Origin of the sequence: uncultured Psychromonas sp. (assembly GCF_947489755.1) — a bacterium.
Classification (GTDB): Bacteria; Pseudomonadota; Gammaproteobacteria; order Enterobacterales; family Psychromonadaceae; genus Psychromonas.
In genome coordinates, this window is the sequence record NZ_CANLFB010000001.1 from 1 (window position 1) to 24,498 (window position 24,498).

Annotated in this window: 26 protein-coding genes; 9 read left to right on the top strand and 17 right to left on the bottom strand. The window is 37.6% G+C overall.

Going from position 1 to position 24,498, the window contains the following annotated elements:
* On the bottom strand, nucleotides 1-620 hold a 620-nt coding region (locus Q0794_RS00005; protein ID WP_298939307.1), incomplete at its 3' end, for an IS4 family transposase.
* A 1,754-nt stretch (nucleotides 621-2,374) separates the two neighbouring features.
* The gene (locus Q0794_RS00010) at nucleotides 2,375-3,286 is read right to left on the bottom strand and encodes a TIGR01777 family oxidoreductase (protein WP_298939309.1); all 912 of its coding nucleotides are present in this window, start codon (nucleotides 3,284-3,286) and stop codon (nucleotides 2,375-2,377) included.
* 79 nt (nucleotides 3,287-3,365) lie between these two features.
* On the opposite strand from Q0794_RS00010, the gene Q0794_RS00015 reads away from it, so the two are divergent.
* The 3 genes from Q0794_RS00015 to glpX all read left to right on the top strand — a co-directional run bounded on the left by Q0794_RS00015 (nucleotide 3,366) and on the right by glpX (nucleotide 6,328).
* Nucleotides 3,366-3,950, top strand: coding sequence for an aminodeoxychorismate/anthranilate synthase component II (locus Q0794_RS00015; RefSeq protein ID WP_298939311.1), 585 nt, complete (start codon nucleotides 3,366-3,368; stop codon nucleotides 3,948-3,950).
* A 66-nt stretch (nucleotides 3,951-4,016) separates the two neighbouring features.
* Nucleotides 4,017-5,237 (top strand): aspartate aminotransferase family protein, encoded by a 1,221-nt coding sequence (locus Q0794_RS00020; protein WP_298939312.1) that lies wholly within the window; start codon nucleotides 4,017-4,019, stop codon nucleotides 5,235-5,237.
* Between the two features lie 80 nt (nucleotides 5,238-5,317).
* Entirely contained in the window at nucleotides 5,318-6,328 is a 1,011-nt protein-coding gene (glpX, locus tag Q0794_RS00025) for a class II fructose-bisphosphatase (RefSeq protein WP_298939314.1), read from the top strand.
* A gap of 80 nt (nucleotides 6,329-6,408) precedes the next feature.
* Here glpX and coaA read toward each other — a convergent pair whose 3' ends face one another.
* From coaA to Q0794_RS00055, 6 genes are all read right to left on the bottom strand, one after another.
* The gene (gene coaA / locus Q0794_RS00030; RefSeq protein ID WP_298939316.1) at nucleotides 6,409-7,374 is read right to left on the bottom strand and encodes a type I pantothenate kinase; all 966 of its coding nucleotides are present in this window, start codon (nucleotides 7,372-7,374) and stop codon (nucleotides 6,409-6,411) included.
* Nucleotides 7,367-8,008, bottom strand: coding sequence for a uridine kinase (locus tag Q0794_RS00035; protein ID WP_298939573.1), 642 nt, complete (start codon nucleotides 8,006-8,008; stop codon nucleotides 7,367-7,369). The genes coaA and Q0794_RS00035 overlap by 8 nt, the downstream gene beginning before the upstream one ends.
* Nucleotides 8,009-8,116: 108 nt before the next feature.
* Nucleotides 8,117-8,725 carry a thiol:disulfide interchange protein DsbA/DsbL gene (locus tag Q0794_RS00040; protein WP_298939318.1) on the bottom strand — a complete coding sequence of 203 codons (609 nt, stop codon included), beginning with the start codon at nucleotides 8,723-8,725 and terminating at the stop codon, nucleotides 8,117-8,119.
* Nucleotides 8,726-8,759: 34 nt separating this feature from the next.
* On the bottom strand, nucleotides 8,760-9,749 hold the full coding sequence (locus Q0794_RS00045) for a serine/threonine protein kinase (protein ID WP_298939320.1): 990 nt from the start codon (nucleotides 9,747-9,749) through the stop codon (nucleotides 8,760-8,762).
* A 100-nt stretch (nucleotides 9,750-9,849) separates the two neighbouring features.
* Nucleotides 9,850-11,250 carry a cytochrome c oxidase accessory protein CcoG gene (gene ccoG, locus Q0794_RS00050; RefSeq protein WP_298939322.1) on the bottom strand — a complete coding sequence of 467 codons (1,401 nt, stop codon included), beginning with the start codon at nucleotides 11,248-11,250 and terminating at the stop codon, nucleotides 9,850-9,852.
* Between the two features lie 419 nt (nucleotides 11,251-11,669).
* Nucleotides 11,670-12,059, bottom strand: a complete 390-nt coding sequence (locus tag Q0794_RS00055; protein WP_298939323.1) for a hypothetical protein — start codon at nucleotides 12,057-12,059, stop codon at nucleotides 11,670-11,672.
* Between the two features lie 238 nt (nucleotides 12,060-12,297).
* Between Q0794_RS00055 and Q0794_RS00060 the strand changes: the two genes are divergently transcribed.
* Genes Q0794_RS00060 through Q0794_RS00075 form a run of 4 tightly spaced genes read left to right on the top strand, consistent with a single transcriptional unit; the run spans nucleotide 12,298 to nucleotide 15,944 of the window.
* A complete protein-coding gene (locus Q0794_RS00060; protein WP_298939324.1) occupies nucleotides 12,298-13,185 on the top strand; it encodes a metal ABC transporter substrate-binding protein in 888 nt (295 codons plus the stop codon).
* A gap of 50 nt (nucleotides 13,186-13,235) precedes the next feature.
* Nucleotides 13,236-14,090 carry a manganese/iron ABC transporter ATP-binding protein gene (locus Q0794_RS00065; protein ID WP_366522479.1) on the top strand — a complete coding sequence of 285 codons (855 nt, stop codon included), beginning with the start codon at nucleotides 13,236-13,238 and terminating at the stop codon, nucleotides 14,088-14,090.
* Between the two features lie 8 nt (nucleotides 14,091-14,098).
* The gene (locus Q0794_RS00070; RefSeq protein WP_298939326.1) at nucleotides 14,099-15,055 is read left to right on the top strand and encodes a metal ABC transporter permease; all 957 of its coding nucleotides are present in this window, start codon (nucleotides 14,099-14,101) and stop codon (nucleotides 15,053-15,055) included.
* Entirely contained in the window at nucleotides 15,039-15,944 is a 906-nt protein-coding gene (locus Q0794_RS00075) for a metal ABC transporter permease (RefSeq protein WP_298939327.1), read from the top strand. Before Q0794_RS00070 ends, Q0794_RS00075 begins: the two co-directional genes overlap by 17 nt.
* 75 nt (nucleotides 15,945-16,019) lie before the next feature.
* On the opposite strand, the gene Q0794_RS00080 is transcribed toward Q0794_RS00075, so the two are convergent.
* The 5 genes from Q0794_RS00080 to Q0794_RS00100 form a co-directional block, all read right to left on the bottom strand.
* Complete coding sequence (locus Q0794_RS00080) at nucleotides 16,020-16,220, bottom strand: DUF4250 domain-containing protein (RefSeq protein WP_298939328.1); 201 nt, start codon at nucleotides 16,218-16,220, stop codon at nucleotides 16,020-16,022.
* A gap of 38 nt (nucleotides 16,221-16,258) precedes the next feature.
* Nucleotides 16,259-16,522 (bottom strand): YihD family protein, encoded by a 264-nt coding sequence (locus Q0794_RS00085; RefSeq protein ID WP_298939329.1) that lies wholly within the window; start codon nucleotides 16,520-16,522, stop codon nucleotides 16,259-16,261.
* 27 nt (nucleotides 16,523-16,549) lie between these two features.
* Nucleotides 16,550-16,840 carry a DUF1488 domain-containing protein gene (locus Q0794_RS00090; protein WP_298939330.1) on the bottom strand — a complete coding sequence of 97 codons (291 nt, stop codon included), beginning with the start codon at nucleotides 16,838-16,840 and terminating at the stop codon, nucleotides 16,550-16,552.
* Nucleotides 16,841-16,859: 19 nt separating this feature from the next.
* Nucleotides 16,860-17,678: a shikimate dehydrogenase gene (gene aroE / locus Q0794_RS00095; protein WP_298939331.1), complete on the bottom strand. Its 819-nt coding sequence runs from the start codon at nucleotides 17,676-17,678 to the stop codon at nucleotides 16,860-16,862.
* A 98-nt stretch (nucleotides 17,679-17,776) separates the two neighbouring features.
* Nucleotides 17,777-18,658 (bottom strand): LysR family transcriptional regulator, encoded by an 882-nt coding sequence (locus Q0794_RS00100; protein ID WP_298939332.1) that lies wholly within the window; start codon nucleotides 18,656-18,658, stop codon nucleotides 17,777-17,779.
* Nucleotides 18,659-18,856: 198 nt separating this feature from the next.
* Between Q0794_RS00100 and Q0794_RS00105 the strand changes: the two genes are divergently transcribed.
* Together Q0794_RS00105 and Q0794_RS00110 are read left to right on the top strand one after the other, a co-directional pair.
* On the top strand, nucleotides 18,857-20,056 hold the full coding sequence (locus Q0794_RS00105; RefSeq protein WP_298939333.1) for an MFS transporter: 1,200 nt from the start codon (nucleotides 18,857-18,859) through the stop codon (nucleotides 20,054-20,056).
* Nucleotides 20,057-20,210: 154 nt separating this feature from the next.
* On the top strand, nucleotides 20,211-21,233 hold the full coding sequence (locus tag Q0794_RS00110) for a class I SAM-dependent methyltransferase (RefSeq protein WP_298939334.1): 1,023 nt from the start codon (nucleotides 20,211-20,213) through the stop codon (nucleotides 21,231-21,233).
* 115 nt (nucleotides 21,234-21,348) lie between these two features.
* Here the strand turns inward: Q0794_RS00110 and Q0794_RS00115 are convergent, their stop codons facing one another.
* From Q0794_RS00115 to Q0794_RS00130, 4 genes are all read right to left on the bottom strand, one after another.
* Nucleotides 21,349-22,497: a 5-(carboxyamino)imidazole ribonucleotide synthase gene (locus Q0794_RS00115; RefSeq protein WP_298939335.1), complete on the bottom strand. Its 1,149-nt coding sequence runs from the start codon at nucleotides 22,495-22,497 to the stop codon at nucleotides 21,349-21,351.
* A 1-nt stretch (nucleotide 22,498) separates the two neighbouring features.
* Nucleotides 22,499-22,981 (bottom strand): 5-(carboxyamino)imidazole ribonucleotide mutase, encoded by a 483-nt coding sequence (gene purE, locus Q0794_RS00120; RefSeq protein ID WP_298939336.1) that lies wholly within the window; start codon nucleotides 22,979-22,981, stop codon nucleotides 22,499-22,501.
* A 286-nt stretch (nucleotides 22,982-23,267) separates the two neighbouring features.
* The gene (locus tag Q0794_RS00125) at nucleotides 23,268-23,837 is read right to left on the bottom strand and encodes an L-threonylcarbamoyladenylate synthase (RefSeq protein WP_298939337.1); all 570 of its coding nucleotides are present in this window, start codon (nucleotides 23,835-23,837) and stop codon (nucleotides 23,268-23,270) included.
* 100 nt (nucleotides 23,838-23,937) lie between these two features.
* Nucleotides 23,938-24,498: a topoisomerase DNA-binding C4 zinc finger domain-containing protein gene (locus tag Q0794_RS00130; RefSeq protein WP_298939338.1), complete on the bottom strand. Its 561-nt coding sequence runs from the start codon at nucleotides 24,496-24,498 to the stop codon at nucleotides 23,938-23,940.

Consider the following 24,498-nt stretch of genomic DNA (forward strand, 5'->3'; position numbering starts at 1 on the left):
TCAAATAAAGTCAGGCTATTATCTGGTATCCCATCGATTAAGTGAGTGGCTAAATTCATTTCACTTTCAGCAATACTATCAAACGCACTGTTTAGAATAAGGTGGCTGCTTAATTCCATCATACAAACCATACGAACTTGTGGGTAAGAGGATTCATAAGATTTATTCGCAGAGCGTGAGAATGCAGCACTATTATCGATTGTGTCAGGTGTTCGCCAAACAACCCCATCAACGCCATATAAATTGAGTCCACACCATTGTGGATGCTCGGCACGTTTATGCCATGTGTGAGCGGTTTGATGAAAAACATCTTTGACGACATCGCTACCTAGTTTTTTTCGAGCCTGTGTTATAGCGCTTCTAGCGACGTAATCGACCTCTTGAGGCAGTACGATATCGAGTTTGTTAATAAGTTGGCGAACAGACTCTGTTCTAAAAAGTGACATGCCGACGACAGCCCATACCATGGCATCCATGGGAAGCTTTCGTTTTCTTAACGTCGCAACACCGTTAGATTGGAGGCAAGATTCAATAATATCTGGCTCTAAGATATCTGATAGAGAAGAGAATTCGGTAAGACGATTAATCGAAGTGCGAGCGAGTGCTTCTGAAAGTTCCATAAAAAAATCCCATGACCTTTTGAGTCATAGGATTTTGATCTTCTTCAGCTAAAAATCAACTAATTTTCTTAACTGATCGGCATTACGGCTTATGTCGGTTTTTTACTTTTCTAGATCGCACCATTATCTTTATCGCTTAGGTTAAGAGCAAGTCGTTTAATTTATAAGGCGTGAATATAAAAAGTACGCTTGAAAATAAAGTATATTTACAAATACATTTACTACTTTTATACAATGCTCAATTTTACCCGCTACTTTTTTTAAAATTACGAGGTAATAAAAAATTTAAAGGAGATCAAAATATTTTCTAGGTATGGATCTAAATGATAGTTCACTTATTGAAGTGTTTCACTCATTTTCTCTGACTTACCTTTGTGAGACATTGACCATAGCGAATAGAGGTCATTGTACTTTTTATCCAAGGTTATTTAATTAAAAAAAACAATGAAAACAAGTAAGTTATTGTTTTTAAATTGATTGTTGTTTTTAGTGCAGTAAGGGACTGTAATTAAAAATTCTCTTTACCCCTTTTATTTTAGAAAGACCGTAATATCTATCTCGCAAACGGGGATTGATTTACAGGATGTAAAATTTGAACCTTTGTATTGCTAGGATGGCAATTTGGACCTCTCAGGATGAGAGCTTATAAAACAGGATGTTTTATAATTAAGGATAAGCAGGACACTTCAGGATGAAGTTATTAGTAACTACTAGGATTGTAGCTATTAAGCCAGGATGGCAAAGAAGGACACCTCCTAAGGATAGGGAGATGACGGATAGACAAGATGTTTATCTAATATGGATGTAACAAGGATGAACCCAAAGGATTTGGGAAGTGGACGCCTAGTTTGGCTTAGTCAAAAGGATGTACTGCAGGGAGCATCAACTATCACGGATTCGATAGAAAGACTAAATTAAGGGCAGCTTCGGCTGCCCTTTCCTATTTCTGGAATACCATAATTTGCTTACCTAATTTTACCCTTTATCTATCTATAAAATTTATCTACGTATAAGTACTCAAACTGTCACTTCAATCTGTGTTTTAAAGTCCTTTCTAATAATCCCAATTTTTTAAGATAGTTTATCAATTTTCTCTGGCTTACCTTTGTGAGACATTGACCATAGCAAATAGAGGTCATTGTACTTTTTATTCAAGGTTATTTAATTAAAAAAAACAATGACAACAAGTAAGTTATTGTTTTTAAATTAGTTGTTGTTTTTAGTGCAATAAGGGGCTGTAATTAAAAATTATCTTTACCCCTTTTATTTTAGAAAGACCGTAATATCTATCTCGCAAACGGGGATTGATTTACAGGATGTAAAATATGAACCTTTGTATTGCTAGGATGGCAATTTGGACCTCTCAGGATGAGAGTTTATAAAACAGGATGTTTTATAATTAAGGATAAGCAGGACACTTCAGGATGAAGTTATTAGTAACTACTAGGATTGTAGCTATTAAGCCAGGATGGCAAAGAAGGACACCTCCTAAGGATAGGGAGATGACGGATAGACAAGATGTTTATCTAATATGGATGTAACAAGGATGAACCCAAAGGATTTGGGAAGTGGACGCCTAGTTTGGCTTAGTCAAAAGGATGTACTGCAGGGAGCATCAACTATCACGGATTCGATAGAAAGACTAAATTAAGGGCAGCTTCGGCTGCCCTTTCCTATTTCTGGAATACCATAAATTGCCTACCTAGTTTCACCTCTTACCTATCACCTTTATTTTCGTATAAGCATTTAAAATGTTATTTCAATTGATGTTTTAAACTATCTTCTAATAATTCGTACTCAAACTTAAAACCCGCTTTTAATAGCTTTGTAGGACGTACGTTAGTACTTGCAAGCAATAATTCTTTACCCATTTCCCCAAATAGTAACGTTATTAAAAATGCTGGCAATGACAAAATGCAAGGACGTTTTAGAATATTGGCTAATATAATGGAAAATGTTTTATTATTGACAGGATGCGGAGAAACTAGATTAATAGGACCAACCAAGGTTGAGTGCTTAATAATAAATAAAATAGCATTTAATTCATCTTTTAAATCTATCCAGCTCATGACTTGCTTACCAGAACCTATTTTTCCACCAAAGCCCATATTAAAGGCTGGCAACATTTTTGCTAAGGCACCTTCTTTCTTATTTAAAACAATACCTGTACGTAGATTAACAACACGTGTGTTTGGTGATTTTATCTGCTGGCAAGTCAGTTCCCATTTATCTGCTAACTCACTGACGAAATCTTTGCCCTTTGAGGTACCTTCATCAACGGGTTGTTGCCCTCTATCACCATAAAATCCAATAGCTGAAGCACAAATAAACAGACTCGGGGGCATTGAACTATTATTGATAAAGTCGACTAAAAGTTGTGTCGATTGTATACGACTATTAGTGATTTTTTCTTTTGCTTTTGTTGTCCAGCGAGAACTGGCAATATTTTCACCTGCCAGATGGATAACAATATTAGGAGTAGGACATCCATTGAGGTGTATTTGTTGTTTTTCTATGTCCCAATAAGGTCGGGTTGAGTCAGGAGTACGTTGTAAAGCATGAACAATATAGCCCTGTGCTTCTAATAATGGCACTAGTGCACTCCCAATTAAACCAGAAGCACCCGTTATTAAAACGTTGTTATTACTATCCGCTGTTTTACTCATGACCATCCCTTAATGTTATTAGGATTACATACGTTACTAATGTTAAAATGGATCTTTATGTTTGAGATGAAATTGAATTATGCTCCTAATGATCGATAATTATGACTCCTTTACCTATAACTTAGTTCAGTATTTTGGTGAACTAAAACAACAAGTAATCATAAAGCGTAATGACCAAATCGGCTTACAAGAAATTGCAGATTTAAATCCTGATCATATTGTTATCTCTCCTGGTCCTTGTACTCCTAATGAAGCGGGTGTGTCATTGGCAACTATTGAACGTTTTGCTGGAAAAATTCCTATTTTAGGTGTGTGTTTAGGTCATCAAAGTATTGCTCAAGTGTTTGGCGCAAATGTTATACGTGCTGATAAAGTAATGCATGGGAAAAACTCATTAATTGAGCATGATAACCAAGGTGTATTTAAAGGATTGAATAATCCATTAGATGTAACGCGTTATCATAGTTTAATTGTGCAAGAAGCTAGTTTGCCATCTTGCTTTGATATTTCTGCAAGAGTTATACAAAGTCAGGAAATTATGGCGATTCGTCATAAAGAAATGGCATTAGAGGGTGTACAATTTCATCCTGAAAGCATTCGATCAGAGCAAGGCTTGTTACTGCTTAATAATTTTATTGGACAAGCTATTGGATTGTCAAAATAAGTGCGTATATTAAGGCTTTTACAAACCATCTTTTATAAACGTTGTTAATTATCAGAGGATTTTTTTATGTCAGACACTCACATCACCCGTCCGTTATTTGATCAAGTTATGGTGCCAAACTATGCCCCGTTAGAAATGATCCCTGTACGCGGTGAAGGCTCTCGAGTGTGGGACCAAGAAGACAACGAGTATATTGATTTAACGGGTGGTATTGCTGTTAATGCTTTGGGTCATGCTCACCCTGAACTCATTACCGCACTAACAGAACAAGCACAAAAATTATGGCATGTTAGTAATATTTACACTAATGAACCAGCATTACGCTTGGCACAAAAACTAGTGGATAATACTTTTGCTGAAAAAGTGTTTTTTGCTAACTCTGGTGCAGAAGCGAATGAAGCAGCTTTAAAACTAGCGCGTCGTGTTGCATTCGATAAATTTGGTATTGAGAAAACTGAAATCATTGCTTTTTATCAAGGTTTCCACGGTCGTACTTTTTTCACTGTTACAGCTGGTGGACAATCTACTTATTCAGATGGTTTTGGCCCTAAACCGGCTGATATTACACATCTTGAATATAACGATTTGAATGAGCTTGAAAAGGTTATTTCAGATAAAACATGTGCTGTTATTTTAGAACCGTTACAAGGTGAAGGTGGTGTTTTACCGATCACGCCAGAATTTGCACAAGGCGTTAGAGCGTTATGTGATAAGCATAATGCTTTAATGATTTTTGATGAAGTACAAACAGGTATGGGCAGAACGGGTGAGTTATTTGCTTACATGGGGTTGAATGTCATTCCTGATGTTGTGACGTCAGCGAAAGCACTGGGTGCAGGTTTTCCTATTGCGGCGATGTTAACAAAAACATGTTTTGCTGAACATTTGAAAGTAGGCACACACGGTACAACTTTTGGTGGTAACCCATTAGCTTGTGCTGTTGCTGGGAAGGCTTTTGACCTGATTAACAATCAAGAGATGATGTCAGGCGTTAAACACAAAGAGCAATTAATACGTCGTCATCTAGAAGCCATTAACGATGAATTTTCAGTGTTTAAAGAAATTCGTGGGGCCGGTTTATTGTTGGGTGCGGTATTAAATGAACAATATCAAGATCAAGCTAAAACCTTCTTTTTAGCGTCAGCAGAAGAAGGTTTATTGATTTTAGTTGCTGGTGCAAATGTATTACGTTTCGCCCCTGCTTTGAATATTTCAGATGACTTGATTGAACAAGCAATGCAGAAACTGAAACAAGCAGTAAAAAATATCGTTAATAAAGATACTTAAAAACAAGGTTTGTTAATTGATGTGTTTTATCATTAACAACACTTGTTTCAATTAGATTTAAAATACTGGGAGCTCATAAAATGAGACGCGAACTAGCAATAGAATTTTCACGAGTAACAGAAGCAGCAGCTTTAGCGGGCTATAAATGGTTAGGTCGAGGCGATAAAAATACAGCCGATGGCGCAGCTGTAGAAGCAATGCGTCTTATCTTTAATCAAATAGACATCGATGGTGAGATTGTTATTGGTGAAGGTGAAATTGATGAAGCACCAATGTTATATATTGGTGAGCATGTTGGCACTGGGATAGGTGATGCGGTTGATATTGCTGTTGACCCAATTGAAGGCACACGCATGACGGCGATGGGACAATCTAATGCGCTAGCAGTACTTGCTGTCGGTGAGAAAGGTAGTTTCTTACGTGCACCTGATATGTACATGGAAAAGCTTATTGTAGGCCCTGGCGCAAAAGATGCTATCGACCTTGAGCTTTCTTTAGAGCAGAACTTAAAAGCAATTGCATTGGCGTTAGGTAAGTCTCTTTCTGAATTGACTGTGGCAACACTTGCAAAACCTCGTCATGATCGCATTATTAAAGATATGCAAGGTATGGGCGTTCGTGTATTTGCTATCCCTGATGGTGATGTTGCTATCTCTGTATTAGCTTGTATGCCAGAAAATCAAGTCGATGTACTGTATTGTATTGGTGGTGCTCCAGAAGGCGTCATATCAGCTGCTGTAGTGCGTGCTTTAGACGGTAACATGCAAGCGCGTCTAATTCCTCGTCCGATGGTAAAAGGTCCGACAGAAGAGAATATTCGCATTGGTGAAGAAGAAGTTGCACGTTGTGAAGCTGTTGGCATTCAAGTTAATAAAGTATTAAAACTTGAAGACCTAGTGAAAAACGATAACGTTATCTTCTCTGCAACGGGTATCACTAAAGGTGACTTAGTTGAAGGTGTATCGGTTAACGGGCGTTTAGCGACAACTGAAACATTATTGGTGCGTGGTAAGTCACGTACAGTACGTCGTATTAAATCGACTCATTATTTAGACCGTAAAGACCCAGATTTAAAGGATATTATCCTTTAAGCTGATTAAGCTAGAATGATAAAATTAAAAAAGGCGCTATTAGCGCCTTTTTTGTTTATTTTTTATAAGCTTAACTGCTTTTATTTGCGTAATTTTACTTGGCTGACTTGGTGATTAATCGATTTTTTTAAGATTAAATTAGCACGGTCACGCGTGGGTCTAATATTTTCTTCTAAATTAATCCCATTTATTTCATCCCAAATCTTTGATGCAATAGCGATCGCCTCACGTTTACTCATTTTCGAATAACTATGAAAATAAGCATTTGGATCGGTAAACGCTCCTTCTCTAAACTTTAAAAAACGTTGGATATACCAGGTTTTTAATAAGTCAGTATCGGCATCAACAAAAATAGAAAAGTCTACAAAGTCAGAAACAAAAACACGGTGAGATTGTTCAGGATCGTTTAGCCCTGCGGTTTGCAATACATTTAAGCCTTCTAAAATAACGATATCAGGCTTTTCAAATTGCAATGATTTGTCAGGGATAATGTCATAGGTTAAGTGAGAATAAATAGGTGCAGTGATCTCTTTTTGGCCTGATTTTATGGCTGAAACAAATTCAATTAATGCTTTGGTATCAAAGCTTTCTGGGAAGCCTTTTTTATGCATCAAGTTACGTGCTACTAAGTCTTTATTAGGGCGTAAAAAGCCATCAGTGGTAACTAAAGCCACTTTCGGATGCTCAGGCCAACGTGATAGCAATGCCTGTAAAATACGTGCCGAAGTACTTTTACCTACCGCTACGCTACCCGCAATACCGATGATATAAGGCACTTTATCATTATGAGAATTAAGAAAGGTATCACGTACGGTATGACGGTATTGTCGTGCTTCTACATAAAGGTTTAATAAGCGAGAAAGAGGTAAATAAATATCCACCACTTCCTCCATTGATAATGACTCATTAATGCCCTGTAATTGGCTTATATCTTCTTCAGATAACGTTAACTTAACATTGTCCCGTAAATCGGCCCATTGGTTACGCTCAAAGTGCATATAAGCGCTATGAATACTTTGCTGAGTAAACGCTTCATGATTACTCATTCGGTACGCTAGCTTGTTCAAGATAGATTGATCTGCTGTTACCGATTGGGTCATCAGCATAAAGATGATATTGCCCTGCTGGTTTAATGAGTAATTCGAATAAGTTGACTAAGGCTTCTTGCGACTCTTCAATATTAACTTGTTCATGTAAGCGTTTTAATGCGGTATCAAAATTACTTTTTACCCAACAGCTATAGTCATATAGATCTAAATACGCTTCTTGTAAAAGGTATACGCCTTCAATAAGAATAATATCTATATTTTCGAAGTTATAATTAACTTGTCGAGGACATTCTGCATCATCTAAATTAACAGATGTTTTAATATTGCCGAATAGCTTCAAAGGTAACACTAATTCTTCGAACATCTCATCAAAACGGTAAGCATTAAGGTAATATTCTTCAGGACTGTTCATGACATTGAAGCGTACGTTCTTACTCGCTTCCCAGTCATCGGTATGTATAACTGCAACATTTAAGCCATCTAAGGTTAATGCCGCGGCTATTTTCTCGGTTAGTTCGCGTTTACCACTACCTTCAATACCACTAATAGCAACAACTTGTGCTTTGGTAGATTCTTTGTGGTTATGCAGTTCTTTAATAGCACTTTTCATTTGTGCTGCATTATTAAACATCGTTTTCAACGGTCATCTCCCCTTCTTGACGGCGCTATTATGCCATAAAAATAAAAAAAGCCACTAAAGTGACTTTTTATTTTAGATTGGAGGTGTTTAAAAAACGTATTAGTCTGTTTTTTTAGTCAAGAAAGTCACTAATTCAGTGAACTCTTCAACACTTTTTACTGATCCAGTATTTACTTTGTACTTACCGTTAACAATCAATGTTGGCACGCCACGTACTTTAAAGTTTTCTGTGTTACGTTTCATTTGTGAAGCCATGCCATTTACAGGGAAGCTTGCTAATGCTGCTGTTGCTTCTTTTTCTGAAATACCTGCTTTAGCGAAGATATCGATAATATCTTTTTCACTGCTAATTGCTTTACGTTGCGTATGAATGCGGTCAAATATAATACTGGTTACTTCTTCTTTAACATCTAATAGATCTGCTGCTGCGTAAGCTTTTGTGACTTCATCAGCCATTGCACCACCTAAAAAGTTAACGTGACTCTTTTTAATGGTCACATCTGAAGGTAGATCTTGTGCTAGTTTTTCCATTAGTGGTTCAAACTTGAAGCAATGCGGGCAGTAAAACGAGAAAAACTCTAATACTTCTGGTTTTTCAGTTGCTGTTTGTTTAATAACTTCATAGTTAGTGCCTTCTTTAAAATCTGCAGCATTAACACTTAATGGCAGCAGTACTAGGCCAACTAATAGAGCAAAAACCTTTTTCATTATATGTTCCTTTATTGTCATTTTAGGGTGTTAATTAATATTGTGGTTGAAGTGTAAGGGGAACTTCATCTAATAATACTAACTGATGTTGTAGCGATTGTAACAACTCTTTCCAATATTGGTCAGTTATAAACCATGGAAAGTTTCGAGAAAATGCAGGATCGCTCCATCTTTTGTTGATCCAGCTCACATAATCAATGATGCGCATCGTTCTAAGACTTTCTATATGAGCGAGTTGATTAGTATTAAAGTCATTTTCTTCTTGGTAACCCTCTAAAATCATTGATAATTGTAATAGCTGTTCCTGTCTATCCCCATTCAATAACATCCAGATATCTTGTACTGCTGGCCCCATTTTACAATCATCAAAATCGACCCAGTAAGGTTGACCCTCTTTTAAAAGTATATTGCTGGCATGTGCATCCCCATGTATTGCAATCATAGGTAGTACACTTAAGTTAGCATTGCTAATTTTATGTTTAATCTTGTCAATGGTTTCAAATAAAGGAGCTTTGATCGCGTTAGGAATATGCTGACAATGGATTAGGTCGCTGGCAGCTAAATTAATCTTCTCGATGACATTTAAAGTGGGACGTTCAATAAACTGATGCTTTGCACCTATCTTATGAAGCTTTCCTAATGCAATACCAACATCATATAGGCTATCAATATCGTCCACTGCCAAAGATCGTGCAGATAGGTTATTAAAAACTGCAAAATAATAACCAGCAAAAGAATGCAGTGTTTTCTCTTCAAAAACTAAAGGTGGCGAAAGGGCTAAACCAGCATTTAATAAACGTTGACAAAAAGCATGATCTTCCAATAATTGTTGTTCGTTCCAACGTTCTGGTCGATAAAATTTAACTACATAACGATGTTGATTTTCATCAGTAAATGAATAAACGCGGTTTTCATAAGAATTTAAAGCTAATAAACCTGTTTCTGGATAAATACCAATGCTTGCTAAAGCATCTAATTGGCATTCTGGAGTGAGCTTTTGATAGGTTAAGTTTGCGCTAGACATTATATATTTCTCCAATAAAAAAGGCGCAACTAACGTGTTAGTGCGCCTTGATCAACTAAGATAGCAAATCTAGTCTTTATTGATACCGCTTAGCGAATAATTAAAGACCAAGAAAGAAAGAAGCATCTTGTTCAATGACTTCATCGCTCTCTATATTTGTTAGCTTAATTGTGACAGTTATTTTTTTAGCCTTAATATCATACGGGTCTACAGCAATTGAAATTGGTTGGGTAAATACCTCGCCAGATTGGATTGTTATTTGTTTTGGACCAATTAATGTTGCATCTTTTAATCCGATAAAAGTAATACTGTACACTTGAGCATCAGTACTTTTGTTGATTACTTTTAATGTGTAGGTATTTTCTATTAAGCCATCTACATTTTCACGATACAGTGAATTTCTATCGCGTAAAATTTCCATTTCAGCATTGGTTAGCGTACTTATGTTTACAATAAATAATCCCACCATGATCAATAGCATTAATCCATAGCCAATAATTTTTGGCCTTAATAATTTCGTTTCTTTACCTTCTAGTACTTGTTCTGATGTATAAGAAATTAATCCACGAGGATAGCCCATTTTATCCATGGTTTGATCGCACGCATCAATACAGGCACCACAGTTAATGCATTCGTATTGCAAGCCATCTCGAATATCGATACCCGTAGGGCAAACTTGAACACATAAGTCACAATCTACACAGTCACCCAACTCTGTTTCACTTCGATCAATCTTACGTGAGCGAGGGCCTCGTTTTTCGCCGCGTGTTGCATCGTAGCCAACACTGTATGTATTTTTATCGAACATCGCTGACTGGAAGCGTGAATAAGGGCACATGTGAACACAAAAAATAGAACGCATCCATCCTGCATTTGCATAAGTTGAAAATGTGAAGATAAAAATCATGATTAAAACAAGCATGCTACTTTGGCCAGTAAAAAAGTCTGTATAGAGTTTTTCAACAGGAACAAAGTAAGAACAAAATGCCAAACCGGTTAATAAAGATACGGCTAACCAACCTGTGTGTTTAGCGGTTTTACGCCATATTTTATTAAAGTTCCAAGGCATTTCATCAAGTCGTTTTCGTTTATTCGCTGTTCCTTCAAAGCGCTCTTCAAACCAAATAAAGATAAAAGTCCAAACCGTTTGTGGGCAGGTATAACCACACCAGACTCGCCCTAAATACGTGGTAAAAAAGAATAAGGCAAAGGCGGCGATAATAAAGACCCAGGCGACTAAGGTTAAATCTTGTGGAAAAAAGAGCATGTCAAATAGTTGGAATTGCTGCTTATCAACATCAAATAACACTGCTTGATGTCCATCCCAACGAATCATTGGCATGGCAATAAAGAATAAAATTAATCCCCACCCAGTAAATTTACGTAATTTTTGAAAAAAACCATAAACAGCACGTACATAAATTCGATTACTTGGGTTAAAACGATCGGCACTATTTTTATGAGTACTCTTAATTTCTTTTATTTTAATTCTCTGGGTCATTGTCTAACACCTGCTATTAATAATATCGCGATTATAAAGTAATTATGAGCTAATAAATGCTACAGAGAAAACAAAAAATGAGCTGAAATTAGTGCTTTATGATAAATATTTTACCTCTAATAGTAATGATTATTATTCCATGTGTTTTTAGCTTATAAATGAATCCAAATAGTTAATTTTGTTATCGATATGTAACGTTAAAAATAGGAATTTAATGAGTATAAGTAGATTTGAATTCAGAGATGGTGGCAGAGGTGCTTATTATATTTTTATTATGCCTGTCGCTATATTGGGTGCGATGATATGCGTAATGTTTGTATAGGCATCAGCTGTTATGTGGAGAGAGTTATTCTGTTAATTGATAACGACTGTTAATAAAAGCTTCGCTTTATAGCGAAGCTGAATTTGATGCTTGTAGCTTATAGTGTTTCGCTACAGCCTTTAGCACTCATAACAGGTGTTGCTGTTTCTTTTGCTGTGTCGTAAGCACTATCTAGTTTAGCTTTTGCACTTGCAGTACTTACACCAGCAGTTGCTAGTAAGCCTGAACCACTTTCAAGGCTTGCTACTTGCGCTTCATAATCAACAAATGTTTGTTTGATAGCTGAACAGCTTAAGCTTGGAAAGTTTGTGTCTAAAAGACCACTTGTTAAGCTTGTAACTGAGCTAGTTGCTGAAGTAGTTGCGCTAGTCGCACTTTCAGTTGCAGTCGCTGCTGCAGAATTAGCTGTTGAAGTAAGGTCAGAGCTAGTAGTTTGACAACCAGCTAATAATGCGCCGCCTAATATAATTAAAGCAATTTTTTTCATTTTTTAGTTCACTTATTGTTTAAAGAAATAGAAGTGTATTTTTTTAGGTTAAAACAATCAATCAGTAATAACAGAATATACAAAGTCGTTTAAACTTTTTATATTTAATAAAAGGCTTAAAGCACTATTTCTATCTTTAATTCACAACAATCTTTAACGATAATGAATATCATTTGCGATTGTGGGTAAGCACTGCTATTGTTATTTTCACCTTAGTTTCATGTGGAATCAGACCCGAATGCTTAGACCTTTACTATTTATTTTTATACTTACATTGCAATCGCAAAGTAGTTTTGCAGCCAATCAAGAAAAGTTTAAAGTCATTACTACTTTTACTGTCATTGCAGATATGGCTCAGAATGTCGCAGGTGATGCGGCCATTGTTGAGTCAATTACCAAAGCAAATGCTGAAATTCATAATTACCAAGCAACCCCTGGTGATTTGCGTCGCGCTCAAGGTGCAGATTTAATTATTTATAATGGCCTTAATTTAGAGCTTTGGTTTGATAAGTTTTTTAATAATTTAAAAGACGTGCCAAAAGTTGTTGTTACTGATGGTATTCAGCCAATGGGAATAACCCAAGGAACTTACGAAGGAAAGCCTAATCCCCACGCTTGGATGTCTGCACCAAATGCATTGGTCTACGTTGAAAATATTCGATCGGCCCTAGTTAAATACGATCCTCTGCATAGTGAAACGTATAATAGAAATGCGAAACAATACAGCCAAGAAATAATAGATGCCGTGGCTCCTTTTAAAGATGCTATTGCGGCAGTGCCTGAACATAAGCGCTGGTTAGTCACGAGTGAAGGGGCTTTTAGTTACCTAACACGAGATTATAATTTAAAAGAATTATACCTTTGGCCTATGAATTCTGATTCTCAGGGCACGCCTCAACAAGTTAAAAAAGTAATAGACCTCGTCCGATCGCATCATATAACGGCAGTCTTTAGTGAAAGCACTGTTTCAGCTAAACCAGCTTTACAAGTCGCTAGAGAGACCGGTGCTAATTATGCAGGCGTACTTTATGTTGATTCATTAAGCAAAGCGGATGGCCCAGTACCGACTTATATTGACCTACTTACAACAACCTTGAGACATATTGCAAAGGGGATTAGTCAGTAATGATAACAAGCAAACTTGACGGGAATAAGACGAAGACCAAACATGCCGAAATAGATCATATTAAAGTCGATAATATCAGCGTGACTTATCGCAATGGTTTCACTGCCATACATGATACGACCTTTAGTTTACCGGAAGGCTCAATTACGGCGTTAGTCGGTGTTAACGGCAGCGGTAAATCAACCGTCTTTAAATCAATCATGGGGTTAGTGAGCTTGAAAACAGGCTCGGTTAATATATTGGGGTTAACGGTTAAACAAGCGTTGAAAAAAAATGTGGTTGCTTACGTGCCGCAAACTGAAGAAATCGACTGGGATTTTCCTATTTTGGTTGAAGATGTTGTGATGATGGGCCGTTATGGGCACATGAATATGTTGCGTATGAGCACTAAAAAAGATCAGGAATTGGTTGAACAAGCTTTGTTACGTGTTGATATGCAAGGCTATCGTAAACGCCAAATTGGCGAATTATCAGGTGGTCAAAAGAAACGTATTTTTTTAGCCCGAGCATTAGCGCAACAAAGTAAGGTCATTTTGTTAGATGAGCCATTTACAGGGGTTGATGTAAAAACTGAAGAGCAAATAATGGTGCTATTAAAAGCACTTAGAGAAGAAGGGAAGATCATTTTAGTCTCTACACATAACTTAGGCAGCATTCCTGAGTTTTGTGATCGTACCGTTTTCATTAATCGAACTGTTTTAGATGAAGGCCAAACAGCGAAAGTGTTTACCCCACAGAATATAGAAAAAGCGTTTGGTGGCGCACTACGTCATTTCGTTCTCGCAGGTGATCTCTTACATAATGATGATGATAAACGCCAAGTGACAGTGATCAGTGATGATGAACGTCCCGTTGTTTTATATGGTGAGCAACATACGAATACCGTTATTAACCAATCAAAGTAGGGGGTGTTATGTTTGATTATTTATTAGAACCTTTTAGTTATCAATATATGGTGAATGCGATATTTGTAAGTGCTTTGGTGGGGGGCGTTTGTGCTTTTTTGTCTGTTTACTTAATGCTGAAAGGCTGGTCGTTAATTGGTGATGCACTCTCTCATTCGATAGTACCAGGGGTAGCAGGAGCGTATATGTTGGGATTGCCTTTTGCTGTCGGTGCTTTTTTTTCCGGAGGTTTAGCGGCAACGGTCATGCTATTTTTAAATCAGCGCTCAAAACTTAAAGAAGATGCGATTATTGGTATCATTTTCACTTCTTTTTTCGGGCTTGGTTTGTTCATGGTCTCGTTGAGTCCAACATCGGTCAATATTCAAACTATTGTACTAGGCAATATTCTCGCAATTTCACCTTACGATACGTTACAGCTCTTATTAATTAGTTTTATTACACTGATTGTATTAACCCTAAAATGGCGAGATTTTATGGTGTTATTTTTTGATGAGCAACATGCCAGAAGTATTGGCCTGAATGCGACGGGTCTAAAGGTTATTTTTTTTACTTTATTGAGTGCATCGACTGTTGCAGCATTGCAAACGGTGGGGGCTTTTTTAGTGATTGCTATGGTGGTTATCCCAGGGGCAACCGCTTATTTATTAAGTGATAAATTTAGTAATGTTATTTTTATTAGTATTACTATCGGTACGTTAACATCGTTAATTGGTGCTTATTTAAGTTACTTTATTGATGGTGCGACAGGCGGCATTATTGTTTTATTTCAAACCCTTGTTTTTGTTATCAGTTTCTTTTTTGCACCTAAATACGGCTTAATAAGTAACAGAAAGAAACTAAAGCCAGTGACTCAGACTGTCTCGCAATCAATCAATAAATCAACAGCTCAGCCAACCGTAAAATCAACGAACCATTCAAACCCAAAAAATAAAAGGGAGGTTGCTCATGCAAGCTCTATTTGAATCACTTGTTTCTCCTTTTACCTTTGAGTTCATGCAACAAGCATTCGTGATGGTATTGTTATTGGCTGTTCCAACGGCTTTACTCTCTTGTTTTTTAGTCTTAAAAGGGTGGTCATTAATGGGGGATGCTATTTCTCATTCTGTATTACCGGGTATCGTGATCGCTTATGTTTTAGCGATTCCTTTTGCTGTTGGTGCTTTTGTTGCGGGTATTAGTTGTGCTGTTTGTACTGGTTATATTAAAGAACACAGCCGCCTCAAAGAAGATACTGTGATGGGAATTGTATTTTCATCAATGTTTGCATTAGGTTTGTTATTAATGACGAAAATAGAAACAGATGTACATCTTGATCAAATTCTTTTTGGTGATTTATTAGGAAGCAGTTGGCAGGGAATAGGTGAAGTCGCTGTTGTTAGTTTACTTGTTTGTTCTTTCATGTTTATAAAGGGTAAAGACCTATTACTTTTTGTTTTTGATAAACAACATGCGCAAGTCATGGGGCTATCTATACGCTTTTTACATTATGCATTATTGTCTATTTTATCGATTACTATCGTGTTCGCGTTAAAAGCAGTGGGTATGATTTTAGTGATTACAATGTTGATTACACCAGGTGCGATTGCCTTTTTAGTGACCAGAAGTTTCTATAAAATGTTAGTTATTAGCGTGTTGGTTACTTGTACTTGTTCTTTTCTAGGTATTTATATTAGTTTCTTTATTGATAGCGCACCTGCACCGACGATTATCATGTTGTTCAGCATATTATTTATTGCGGTGTTTTGTTATAGCAGTTTAAAGATAAAACGTTTGAGTGAAGCTAAACATAAGCGACATAAAAAGCATTTAACAAAAGGGTCTTGGTTAGGTTATCCATGTCGTTATAGATAAGGTAAATCCGCAATATGATGTTATCGCTATAACATCATATTTTAACCATTGCTTACTCAGTGTTACAGATAATATTTATTGTGTAGAGCGTTGTTTAAACTGATGATGATCGCCATCATAAACAAAGTCATGCTTTTCAAGCTTTTCTAATAGTAATGGCTTTTCAATTTCATAGGTTGCACACAAATCTTCAAGTGTTTGACTTTCGTTTCTTAATTTCATATTAACAATGCTCAGTAGCATATTAACATCCATTTTTTTGTAATTTTCCAACATAGTGTCTCTCCTCTCGATTGATTAAGCGTGTTGTCTTTTTATAATAAACCACGTGCTTTTAATAACGCAGTTTGAAAATCATCTTCACAATCTTTGGCAATACCCGGAATCATTTCACCTTTTGCCGTTTGATCCATTTTTAACTGATAAATAATCACTTCGTCGGTCAACTCTGCAATCGGCTTATCAAATCCAGACTCTGTCGATATGAGTTTTAATATCTCTAATAAACTCAGTTCTTGGTTCTTTAACCAATAAGGTTTAATGAGTTCTAATATTTCATTAATACGATGGCTTTGCATGACGTTTACTCCTTACTATTATAGATATTAAGCCTTATGTAGATAGACTTTACCGTCTTCACTGAATGCTTGTTGATTAATCATTTCTTCTGCAAGATCTTCAATATCAAAACGCGCGTTATCAAATAAAGTCAGTGCAGTTGTTTCAATGTTAATGAGTTGTTCAGATGTTATTTCTGTTATCTCATTAAGTTCTTGTAAGTAACTGAATGAGATAACACAACTCACTAATTTTCCTTGGCTTTGTGCCTGAAACTCTACTTGTTGTGAGTTTATATTGTATTGTTCATTATCTGAAAAGATGATGGCTTGATTCATGTTAAGTTCTCTATAAAAACTAACCCGCTAAGTTATGGCGTAATTCAGTTAATACTTGTTTAGCGCCTGGTTTGACACCACGCCAAATCGCAAAGCTTTCAGCAGCTTGGCCGACTAACATGCCTAAACCATCGATAGTTAATCGTGCCCCATTTTCTTTTGCCCAAGCATTGAACGCAGTGACTTCTGCATTATAAGTCATGTCATATATGGCTGTTTCTGGTGTAATTAATGTTGTTGATATGTTGGGAAGGCTGCCATGTAAACCCGCAGAGGTTGAGTTAATAATAAGATCATAAGGACCCGTTAATTGATCATACTCAATAGCATTAATGTTACCTAATTCATTAAAAATAGACATGAGTGTCTGCGCTTTTTCATGTGTTCTGTTAGCGATCGTTAACTGTGCAGGGTTCTCTGCCAATAAAGAACTACATACCCCACGCGCCGCGCCACCAGCACCTAATAATAAAATACGTGCGCCAGTGAGATTTACATGATTATTCTTTAAGTCTAAAACTAATCCTGCACCATCAGTATTATCGCCAATAATTAATCCATCATCGGTTTTCTTTAACGTATTAACCGCACCCGCTAAACGCGCTCGTTCAGTTAATGATTGTGCAAACTGAAATGCTTCTTCTTTAAACGGTGCAGTAATATTACAACCTTTAGCATTGCTATTAAAAAAGGCTTGAATTGACTCTAAAAAACCTTCAATTGGTGCTTCTACAATACCGTAGGACATCTGCTGCTGTGTTTGATTGGCAAATAAGGTGTGAATAAAAGGCGATTTACTATGTTTAATAGGATTGCCAAAAACAGCGTACTGATCCATGTTAACTCCAATTTCATTAAGTTTAGTCTAAGTTTAATCTAACATGTCTGCTTTGTTCAGTGTATCGACTCGTGATATTTTTATGCGATGATAATTGCTTATAACGATAATTTAGGTTGTATATAGTCAATAAAAGCAGAAATACGACGCGCAATGGTCGATGATTTATAATATACCGCATTGATTTGCTCACAGTCGTGACTAACCTGTTTTTGATCTGCTAGCAAAGGAATTAACAGACCCGCTTCAATATCCTTTTTCACCATAAATGCTGATAAACAAGCGATACCATTACCAGCAATCGCGAGTTGTCGCACACTCTCACCGTTACTCGATACAATGTTTGGCTGAATGCAATTAAAGCCTTTCAGTGGCCATTGGTTAAGTGATTTTGCTCCAGACAACCCAAGTAATTGATGGTCCGCTAACTGTGCCGTAGTCTGTGGAACACCTTGAGTAGAAAGGTATTTGGGAGCGGCCACGATGTGTAATAGGCTTCTGCCTAATGGGCGAGCGTGTAAGGTTGAATCCACTAAACGACCAATACGGATCGCAACATCTGTTTTCTTTTCTAACAGATCCACTATGCCTTCGTTGCTGGTTAGTTCGAGTTGAATATCAGGGTATGCCTCTGAAAAGCCTTTTATCAATGGAATTAACTGATGAAAAATAAATGGGCTGGCAGCATCTACACGTAATCGACCTTTGGGTAAATCACCACGAGAAACTAAGTCTTCTTCAGCCTGCTGAAGCTGCAATAATCCTTGTCGTACAGAATGAATAAACTGCTGACCTTCATCGGTTAATTCTAAGCGTCGTGTCGTGCGGTTTAAAATAGAAACACCCAATTGCTTCTCAATTTTACTGACGGCACGTGACACTCGCGCTACTTGAATATCGAGCATATCTGCAGCCGCAGAAAAACCACCGTTATCTACAACGGCAAGTAAGATGGTTAAGTCATCGGATCGTGTTTGCATAGAGTGACTCTCATTAGATTTACTTTTGTAGTTATAACAAAAGTAATTTGTAATAGACACTGTTTATGTCAATAAAAGCCTTGTTCATAATGCGCCTCAATCATTAATAACTTGATCTTAATTTCCTTTCATTAGCAGCACATTTTTTAACTGTGAGCTGATTGATTGAAAAGAGGTCGCTAACAAGAGAGAAGACTAATGCCATTAGCTTTATTTGCATTAACCCTAAGCGCATTTGCGATTGGGACAACTGAATTTGTGATCGTTGGATTAATTCCAACGATGGCAGTGGATTTAAATGTATCGTTACCTTCTGCAGGGCTGCTGGTTAGCCTTTATGCTTTAGGTGTCGCGATTGGTGCGCCAGTATTAACGGCGTTAACAGGTAAGTGGAATAGAAAATATGTGCTGTTATCGGTAATGGCATTATTTGTAATGGGTAATTTACTCGCTTGGCAAGCGCCTGGGTATAACAGCCTAGTAATGGCGAGAATCATGACTGGATTAGCACATGGTGTGTTTTTCTCTATCGGTTCAACCATAGCAACAGGGCTTGTCTCAAAAGAAAAAGCCGCTAGTGCCATCGCTATTATGTTTACAGGGTTAACCGTTGCTTTAGTAACAGGTGTACCGTTAGGAACTTACATAGGACAAAACTTTGGCTGGCAGGCCACTTTTTTAACGGTCGCTTTATTAGGTTTACTCGCGTTAATTGGCAGTGCTTTGTTAGTGCCTAGTAACCTCAAACAAGCTACTGCAACTAAAATTTCGGTGCAATTAAAGGTGTTGACTGAGCCGCGTTTATTACTCGTCTATGCGATTACTGCGTTAGGTTATGGTGGTACATTCATCGCTTTTACTTTTTTAGCGCCTATCTTAGAGCAAGTCTCTGGTTTTGATGCCAGTGCCGTAAGTTTAATTATGTTGGTGTACGGGGTATCTGTTGCCTTTGGGAATATTATGGGTGGTAAAATGGCAGATAAAATGGGGCCGATTAAAGCGTTAACTATTATCTTCCTGGGGTTAGCAAGTGTATTGGTTCTCTTTAATTTCACAGCCTTTAACCCGATTACCGCGGTATTAACTATTTTAATCTGGGGTGCATTTGCTTTTGGTAATGTACCTGGGTTACAAGTTTATGTGGTTAAGTTGGCCGAGAAGTACGTGCCGGAGGCCGTTGATGTTGCTTCAGGGTTAAATATTGTAGCTTTTAATGTTGGGATTGCACTAGGCGCATGGGGTGGTGGTCTTATTGTTGATAATGCAGGATTGATGCACACACCTTGGGTTGGTGCTGTGGTTGTTATTCTTGCTTTATTGTTAACCCGCTTAAGTGGTGCGTTAGATAATAAAACGAAGTTATCAAAGGCCGCTCCAATACCGTCGAATATTGCCTAGTATCACCAAAATATTGTAAATAAACAAAAAACAGCTTATGAAGATAAGCTGGTTTTTTGTTTTGTTGCTGGGGGACGGTTTGCTAGAATAGACTTTCATTATCTGGCATACCTTTTTGCTAAATAGCTATCTTCCTTTACTGAGTTCTTTGATTATGCCAATAACTGCTTTATTAACCACTGCGTTAGCAAAACGTGCCGATCTTATTAATAACTTTAATGTTGTTTCATCTGATACTCCTCTGACTAATTGTTTTCGTGTGTTTCACGGCACTGTAGAAGGTGTTAATGGGTTAAATATCGATCGTTACGGTGATGCATGGTTAATTCAAACTTTTCATGAAACCTTAACTGAAGAACAGTTAGCAGAGATTAAAGCGGTATTGTTAAATGTTGCTGATTTACCTCTGGTTTATAACGACAGATCAAACAAAAATTCTCGCATTATTAATGAGCTAGATGAGAGCACAGAGGATTATGCACAAAGCGACCAAGTGATGTCTGAAAATGGTGTTTTATTTACGACTAAATTACGTCATGAAGGGCAAGATCCGCTGCTGTTTTTAGATATGCGTGTTGGTCGTGAATTTATGAAAAAACACAGTCATAAAAAGAGTGTATTAAATCTATTCTCTTACACTTGCGGGATCGGTATTGCTGCAGCAGTAGGCGGTGCAAAACGTGTAGTGAATGTCGATTTCTCATCTTTTGCATTAGCGGCAGGGCAAAAGAATGCAGCATTAAATGGTGTTGAATCAGTTTGTCAGTTTATTCAAAGTGATGCTTTTCCTGCTTTACGTCAGTTAGCTGGACTTAAAGTCGCGAGTCGTAATAATAAAAAGCTACCTAGTTATCCGAAAATGTCAGCGTCACAGTTTGATTTAGTGTTTCTAGATCCCCCACGCTTTGCTAAAAGTGCATTTGGTACTGTTGATTTGGTCAACGATTACCAAAGCTTATTCAAACCTGCTGTACTAACAACCAAAGCAGGCGGGACTATTGTTTGTTGTAACAATGTTGCGAAGGTTGATAAAGAAGCTTGGTTTAATAGCTTGGTGCGCTGTGTTGAAAAACAGGGACGTACAGTAGAAGATGTTGAATGGTTAGACTGCCATCAAGACTTTCCATCATTTGATGATAACCACCCATTAAAAATAGTGGCTTTGACGATTATTTAATACCTTATAGGGTTAATGTAAATTAAAGCATCAATAGCCAGATAAACAAAAGCCGAGCAATGTGAAGCTCGGCTTTTTTATTAGAGAGTAAAGCTACTTAGAACGTAAACTAATATTAACTTTCTAATAAACGCTGTGCAGTACTTTTTACACCTGGATAATCTTGTTCAGGTAAGATTTCAGCCAGTTGTAATAACTTGTTAGCTAACGCTGCATTGTTTTCTGCTGACACATTAATATGGCCCATCTTACGACCAGCGCGTTGCGCTTTACCATACCAATGACTTTTAACATCACTGATAGCAAGTACTTGCTCGCTAATTGATGCTTGACCTAATACATTGATCATTGCGCTCACTTTTTGCAATTGAGTATCGCCTAACGGTAAACCAGCAACAGCACGCATGTGGTTTTCAAACTGACTACAAGCAGTACCTTGTTGCGTCCAGTGGCCAGAATTATGCACTCGCGGCGCAATCTCATTGACCATCAGCTGACCGTCTACATCAAAGAACTCAATCGCTAATACACCAACATAATCCATCTCTGCAGATAGCTTGTTAAATGCATCGATAGCTTGTTGTTGAATATTAAGATCCATTTCAATGGCTAATGATAACGTTAAGACACCGTCGGTATGTTGATTCTCAGTAACAGGGTAGATCGCAATATTACCTGCTTTATCGCGCGCACCAATCACTGATACTTCACGATTAAATGGGATCATTTTCTCTGCAATAATACTGTGTGGAAAGCTTTCTGTCCCCGCAGTAATGAACTCAGCCATTTCAGACCAAATCGAGTCTAGTTGGTCGACTGATTTTAAACGCCATTGACCTTTCCCGTCATAACCCGCTTGGCAGGTTTTAATAACCAGCGGTAAACCGAGTAATGATACTGAATCAACTAAGTGCTGCTTTTCAGTGATCAGTTTATAAGGTGCAGAAGGGACGTTAGTTTTGTCCAGTAACGCTTTTTCAATACTACGGTCGCCACCTGCTTTAATAGCCGCTTTACCAGGGAAAAACTTACCACTCTCACTACACAGTGCTAGCACATCATCTGGAATATGCTCAAACTCACAGGTGATCACATCAACTAAGGCGATAGCATCTTCAAGTGTTTGTTCAAAGGATTGTAATGTTAATGGATGAATAACTTGTTTTGAACCCACATCATAAGCGCGTACATTTAAGTTCAATGGCGCCGCTTCTAAGCTCATCATACGTGCAAGTTGCCCTGCACCTAATACTAAAATATTCATATTAAACCGCTGGATCTGGGTTAGCTAAAACAGTATCTGTTTGCTTCTGACGGAATGCGTCAACTTTAGCCAATAGTTCAGGCTGTTGACATGCCAGAATTTGTGTTGCTAATAAACCTGCATTGGCTGCTCCCGCTTCGCCAATCGCCAGCGTACCCACGGCAACGCCTTTTGGCATTTGGCAAATTGATAATAAAGAATCAATTCCCTTAAGTGCCTTAGATTGAACTGGAACACCTAATACAGGTAAGCTGGTAAAAGCGGCTGCCATGCCTGGTAAGTGCGCCGCACCACCTGCACCAGCAATAATTACTTTAATGCCACGTTCAGCAGCACTAGACGCGTAATCAGCTAATAGTTGTGGAGTACGGTGAGCAGAAACAACACGTGTTTCATATTCAATACCAAAAGAATCTAACATGTTTGCCGCGTGTTCCATGGTCGGCCAGTCAGACTTTGAGCCCATAATAATACCAACTTTCATGCATACTCCTGTTATAAGGGGATTGTTTAAAACTCGTTCAAAAGATGCGCGCGATTATATACCCGTTACACTAGGAGATGCAAAGTTCAGTCGATAGGAGGTTAATAGATGTTGAGCTAATAATTGAGAGGAAATAGGTTAAATGGGTACTTAATCTCAATTCTAATTAATGAAAGCGATATTACAATGCTTTGCTTATCCATAACTGAGGTTACTTAATAACAGTAAGGTACTTATTGGCACCTTACTATTTGGAATCGTTATTATTTAAAATAGTTGCTGCAAATTAACGTAACCGTTTTCCTGTCAACGCATGGTGGATTTGTGAAGGATTTTCTAAGCCAGTGACGGGTTGATCAATCACATAATCAAGTAGCGGATGATTAACAAACATCTGTTCAACTTCTTGCGTGGTTGTACATGCTTGCTCACCAGATAGATTGGCGCTGGTGGATATGATTGGCTTACCAAATTCAGTGCATAATGCTTGAACTACAGGATGTTGAGTGACACGTACTGCAATGCTATCAAAGTCTCCACTGACCAGCTTTGACAACGAAGCCTGAACTGGAACAACCCATGTAAAAGGACCTGGCCAGGTTGCTTTTATCTTGTCTAGTTGTTCATTGCTTAAAGATGAAAAGTCAGCATAGTTTTCTAATTGCTCGATATTAGCGGCAATTAAAATCAATCCTTTATGTGCAGGGCGTTGTTTTAAATCGAGAATTTTTTGAATGGCAACTTCGCTGTCAGGGTCACAACCTAACCCAAAAACAGATTCAGTAGGGTAGGCAATAACACCTTGTGTTGTTAATGCTGAAAGTGCTTGAGAAAGCTCATGTTTATTGATGGTCATTAAGAGTTTTCCTAGTAATAAATGAGTTGATTGTAGGTTAGTTCAGCCGCCCAGTAAAAAGCGAATAATATAGGGTGTATGAATACAAAAGAGCCAATAATTATAGTGGCTTACTGCGATAACTACACCCTTTTTTAGGACAGATTATACGTTTAGCAGTCGCTGTTTTTCGTTCAACTAATATTGGCCATTTACATTCAGGGCAGAACTCATTGACGGGTTTGTCATTCACTGCATATTTGCAATCAGGATAATTGTCACAGGCATAAAAGGTTTTACCAAAACGAGATTGGCGGGCAATTAAATGACCACTTTTACAGCTTGGGCAAGGAACAGAGTCTTCTTTAGGGGCTTCTTCTACAGGTTTATTTTGTTCTGATAGTTGTGCGGTATGTTCACAGTTTGGATAGTCAGTACAGCCAATAAACAACCCAAAGCGACCTTGTTTTAATACCAACTCATTCTGGCACAAAGGGCAGCTGCTGCCAGTTAATACTTTTTTTACTTCACTTTTTTCATGTAATGGACGTAAATAATCACATTCAGGGTAAGCACTACATCCTAAAAAGGGACCTTGTTTGCCATTTCTTATATGCAATGGAGAAGCACACTTTGGGCAGGCTTCAGATGTTTTTTCATGGTGAGTGCTTAAAGTGCTCAT

What these genes read in the sequence shown, in the direction of transcription:
- Q0794_RS00075 (WP_298939327.1), top strand. Translation starts at nt 15,039, where the DNA reads ATGCAAGCTCTATTTGAATCACTTGTTTCTCCTTTTACCTTTGAGTTC.
- Q0794_RS00105 (WP_298939333.1), top strand. Translation starts at nt 18,857, where the DNA reads ATGCCATTAGCTTTATTTGCATTAACCCTAAGCGCATTTGCGATTGGG.
- Q0794_RS00085 (WP_298939329.1), bottom strand. Translation starts at nt 16,522, where the DNA reads ATGCAAAGCCATCGTATTAATGAAATATTAGAACTCATTAAACCTTAT.
- Q0794_RS00115 (WP_298939335.1), bottom strand. Translation starts at nt 22,497, where the DNA reads ATGAATATTTTAGTATTAGGTGCAGGGCAACTTGCACGTATGATGAGC.
- glpX (WP_298939314.1), top strand. Translation starts at nt 5,318, where the DNA reads ATGAGACGCGAACTAGCAATAGAATTTTCACGAGTAACAGAAGCAGCA.
- coaA (WP_298939316.1), bottom strand. Translation starts at nt 7,374, where the DNA reads ATGAGTAATCATGAAGCGTTTACTCAGCAAAGTATTCATAGCGCTTAT.
- Q0794_RS00040 (WP_298939318.1), bottom strand. Translation starts at nt 8,725, where the DNA reads ATGAAAAAGGTTTTTGCTCTATTAGTTGGCCTAGTACTGCTGCCATTA.
- Q0794_RS00010 (WP_298939309.1), bottom strand. Translation starts at nt 3,286, where the DNA reads ATGAGTAAAACAGCGGATAGTAATAACAACGTTTTAATAACGGGTGCT.
- Q0794_RS00055 (WP_298939323.1), bottom strand. Translation starts at nt 12,059, where the DNA reads ATGAAAAAAATTGCTTTAATTATATTAGGCGGCGCATTATTAGCTGGT.
- Q0794_RS00070 (WP_298939326.1), top strand. Translation starts at nt 14,099, where the DNA reads ATGTTTGATTATTTATTAGAACCTTTTAGTTATCAATATATGGTGAAT.
- aroE (WP_298939331.1), bottom strand. Translation starts at nt 17,678, where the DNA reads ATGGATCAGTACGCTGTTTTTGGCAATCCTATTAAACATAGTAAATCG.
- Q0794_RS00020 (WP_298939312.1), top strand. Translation starts at nt 4,017, where the DNA reads ATGTCAGACACTCACATCACCCGTCCGTTATTTGATCAAGTTATGGTG.
- purE (WP_298939336.1), bottom strand. Translation starts at nt 22,981, where the DNA reads ATGAAAGTTGGTATTATTATGGGCTCAAAGTCTGACTGGCCGACCATG.
- Q0794_RS00080 (WP_298939328.1), bottom strand. Translation starts at nt 16,220, where the DNA reads ATGTTGGAAAATTACAAAAAAATGGATGTTAATATGCTACTGAGCATT.
- Q0794_RS00015 (WP_298939311.1), top strand. Translation starts at nt 3,366, where the DNA reads ATGCTCCTAATGATCGATAATTATGACTCCTTTACCTATAACTTAGTT.
- Q0794_RS00060 (WP_298939324.1), top strand. Translation starts at nt 12,298, where the DNA reads ATGCTTAGACCTTTACTATTTATTTTTATACTTACATTGCAATCGCAA.
- Q0794_RS00130 (WP_298939338.1), bottom strand. Translation starts at nt 24,498, where the DNA reads ATGAGCACTTTAAGCACTCACCATGAAAAAACATCTGAAGCCTGCCCA.
- Q0794_RS00125 (WP_298939337.1), bottom strand. Translation starts at nt 23,837, where the DNA reads ATGACCATCAATAAACATGAGCTTTCTCAAGCACTTTCAGCATTAACA.
- Q0794_RS00110 (WP_298939334.1), top strand. Translation starts at nt 20,211, where the DNA reads ATGCCAATAACTGCTTTATTAACCACTGCGTTAGCAAAACGTGCCGAT.
- Q0794_RS00090 (WP_298939330.1), bottom strand. Translation starts at nt 16,840, where the DNA reads ATGAATCAAGCCATCATCTTTTCAGATAATGAACAATACAATATAAAC.
- Q0794_RS00045 (WP_298939320.1), bottom strand. Translation starts at nt 9,749, where the DNA reads ATGTCTAGCGCAAACTTAACCTATCAAAAGCTCACTCCAGAATGCCAA.
- ccoG (WP_298939322.1), bottom strand. Translation starts at nt 11,250, where the DNA reads ATGACCCAGAGAATTAAAATAAAAGAAATTAAGAGTACTCATAAAAAT.
- Q0794_RS00035 (WP_298939573.1), bottom strand. Translation starts at nt 8,008, where the DNA reads ATGTTTAATAATGCAGCACAAATGAAAAGTGCTATTAAAGAACTGCAT.
- Q0794_RS00100 (WP_298939332.1), bottom strand. Translation starts at nt 18,658, where the DNA reads ATGCAAACACGATCCGATGACTTAACCATCTTACTTGCCGTTGTAGAT.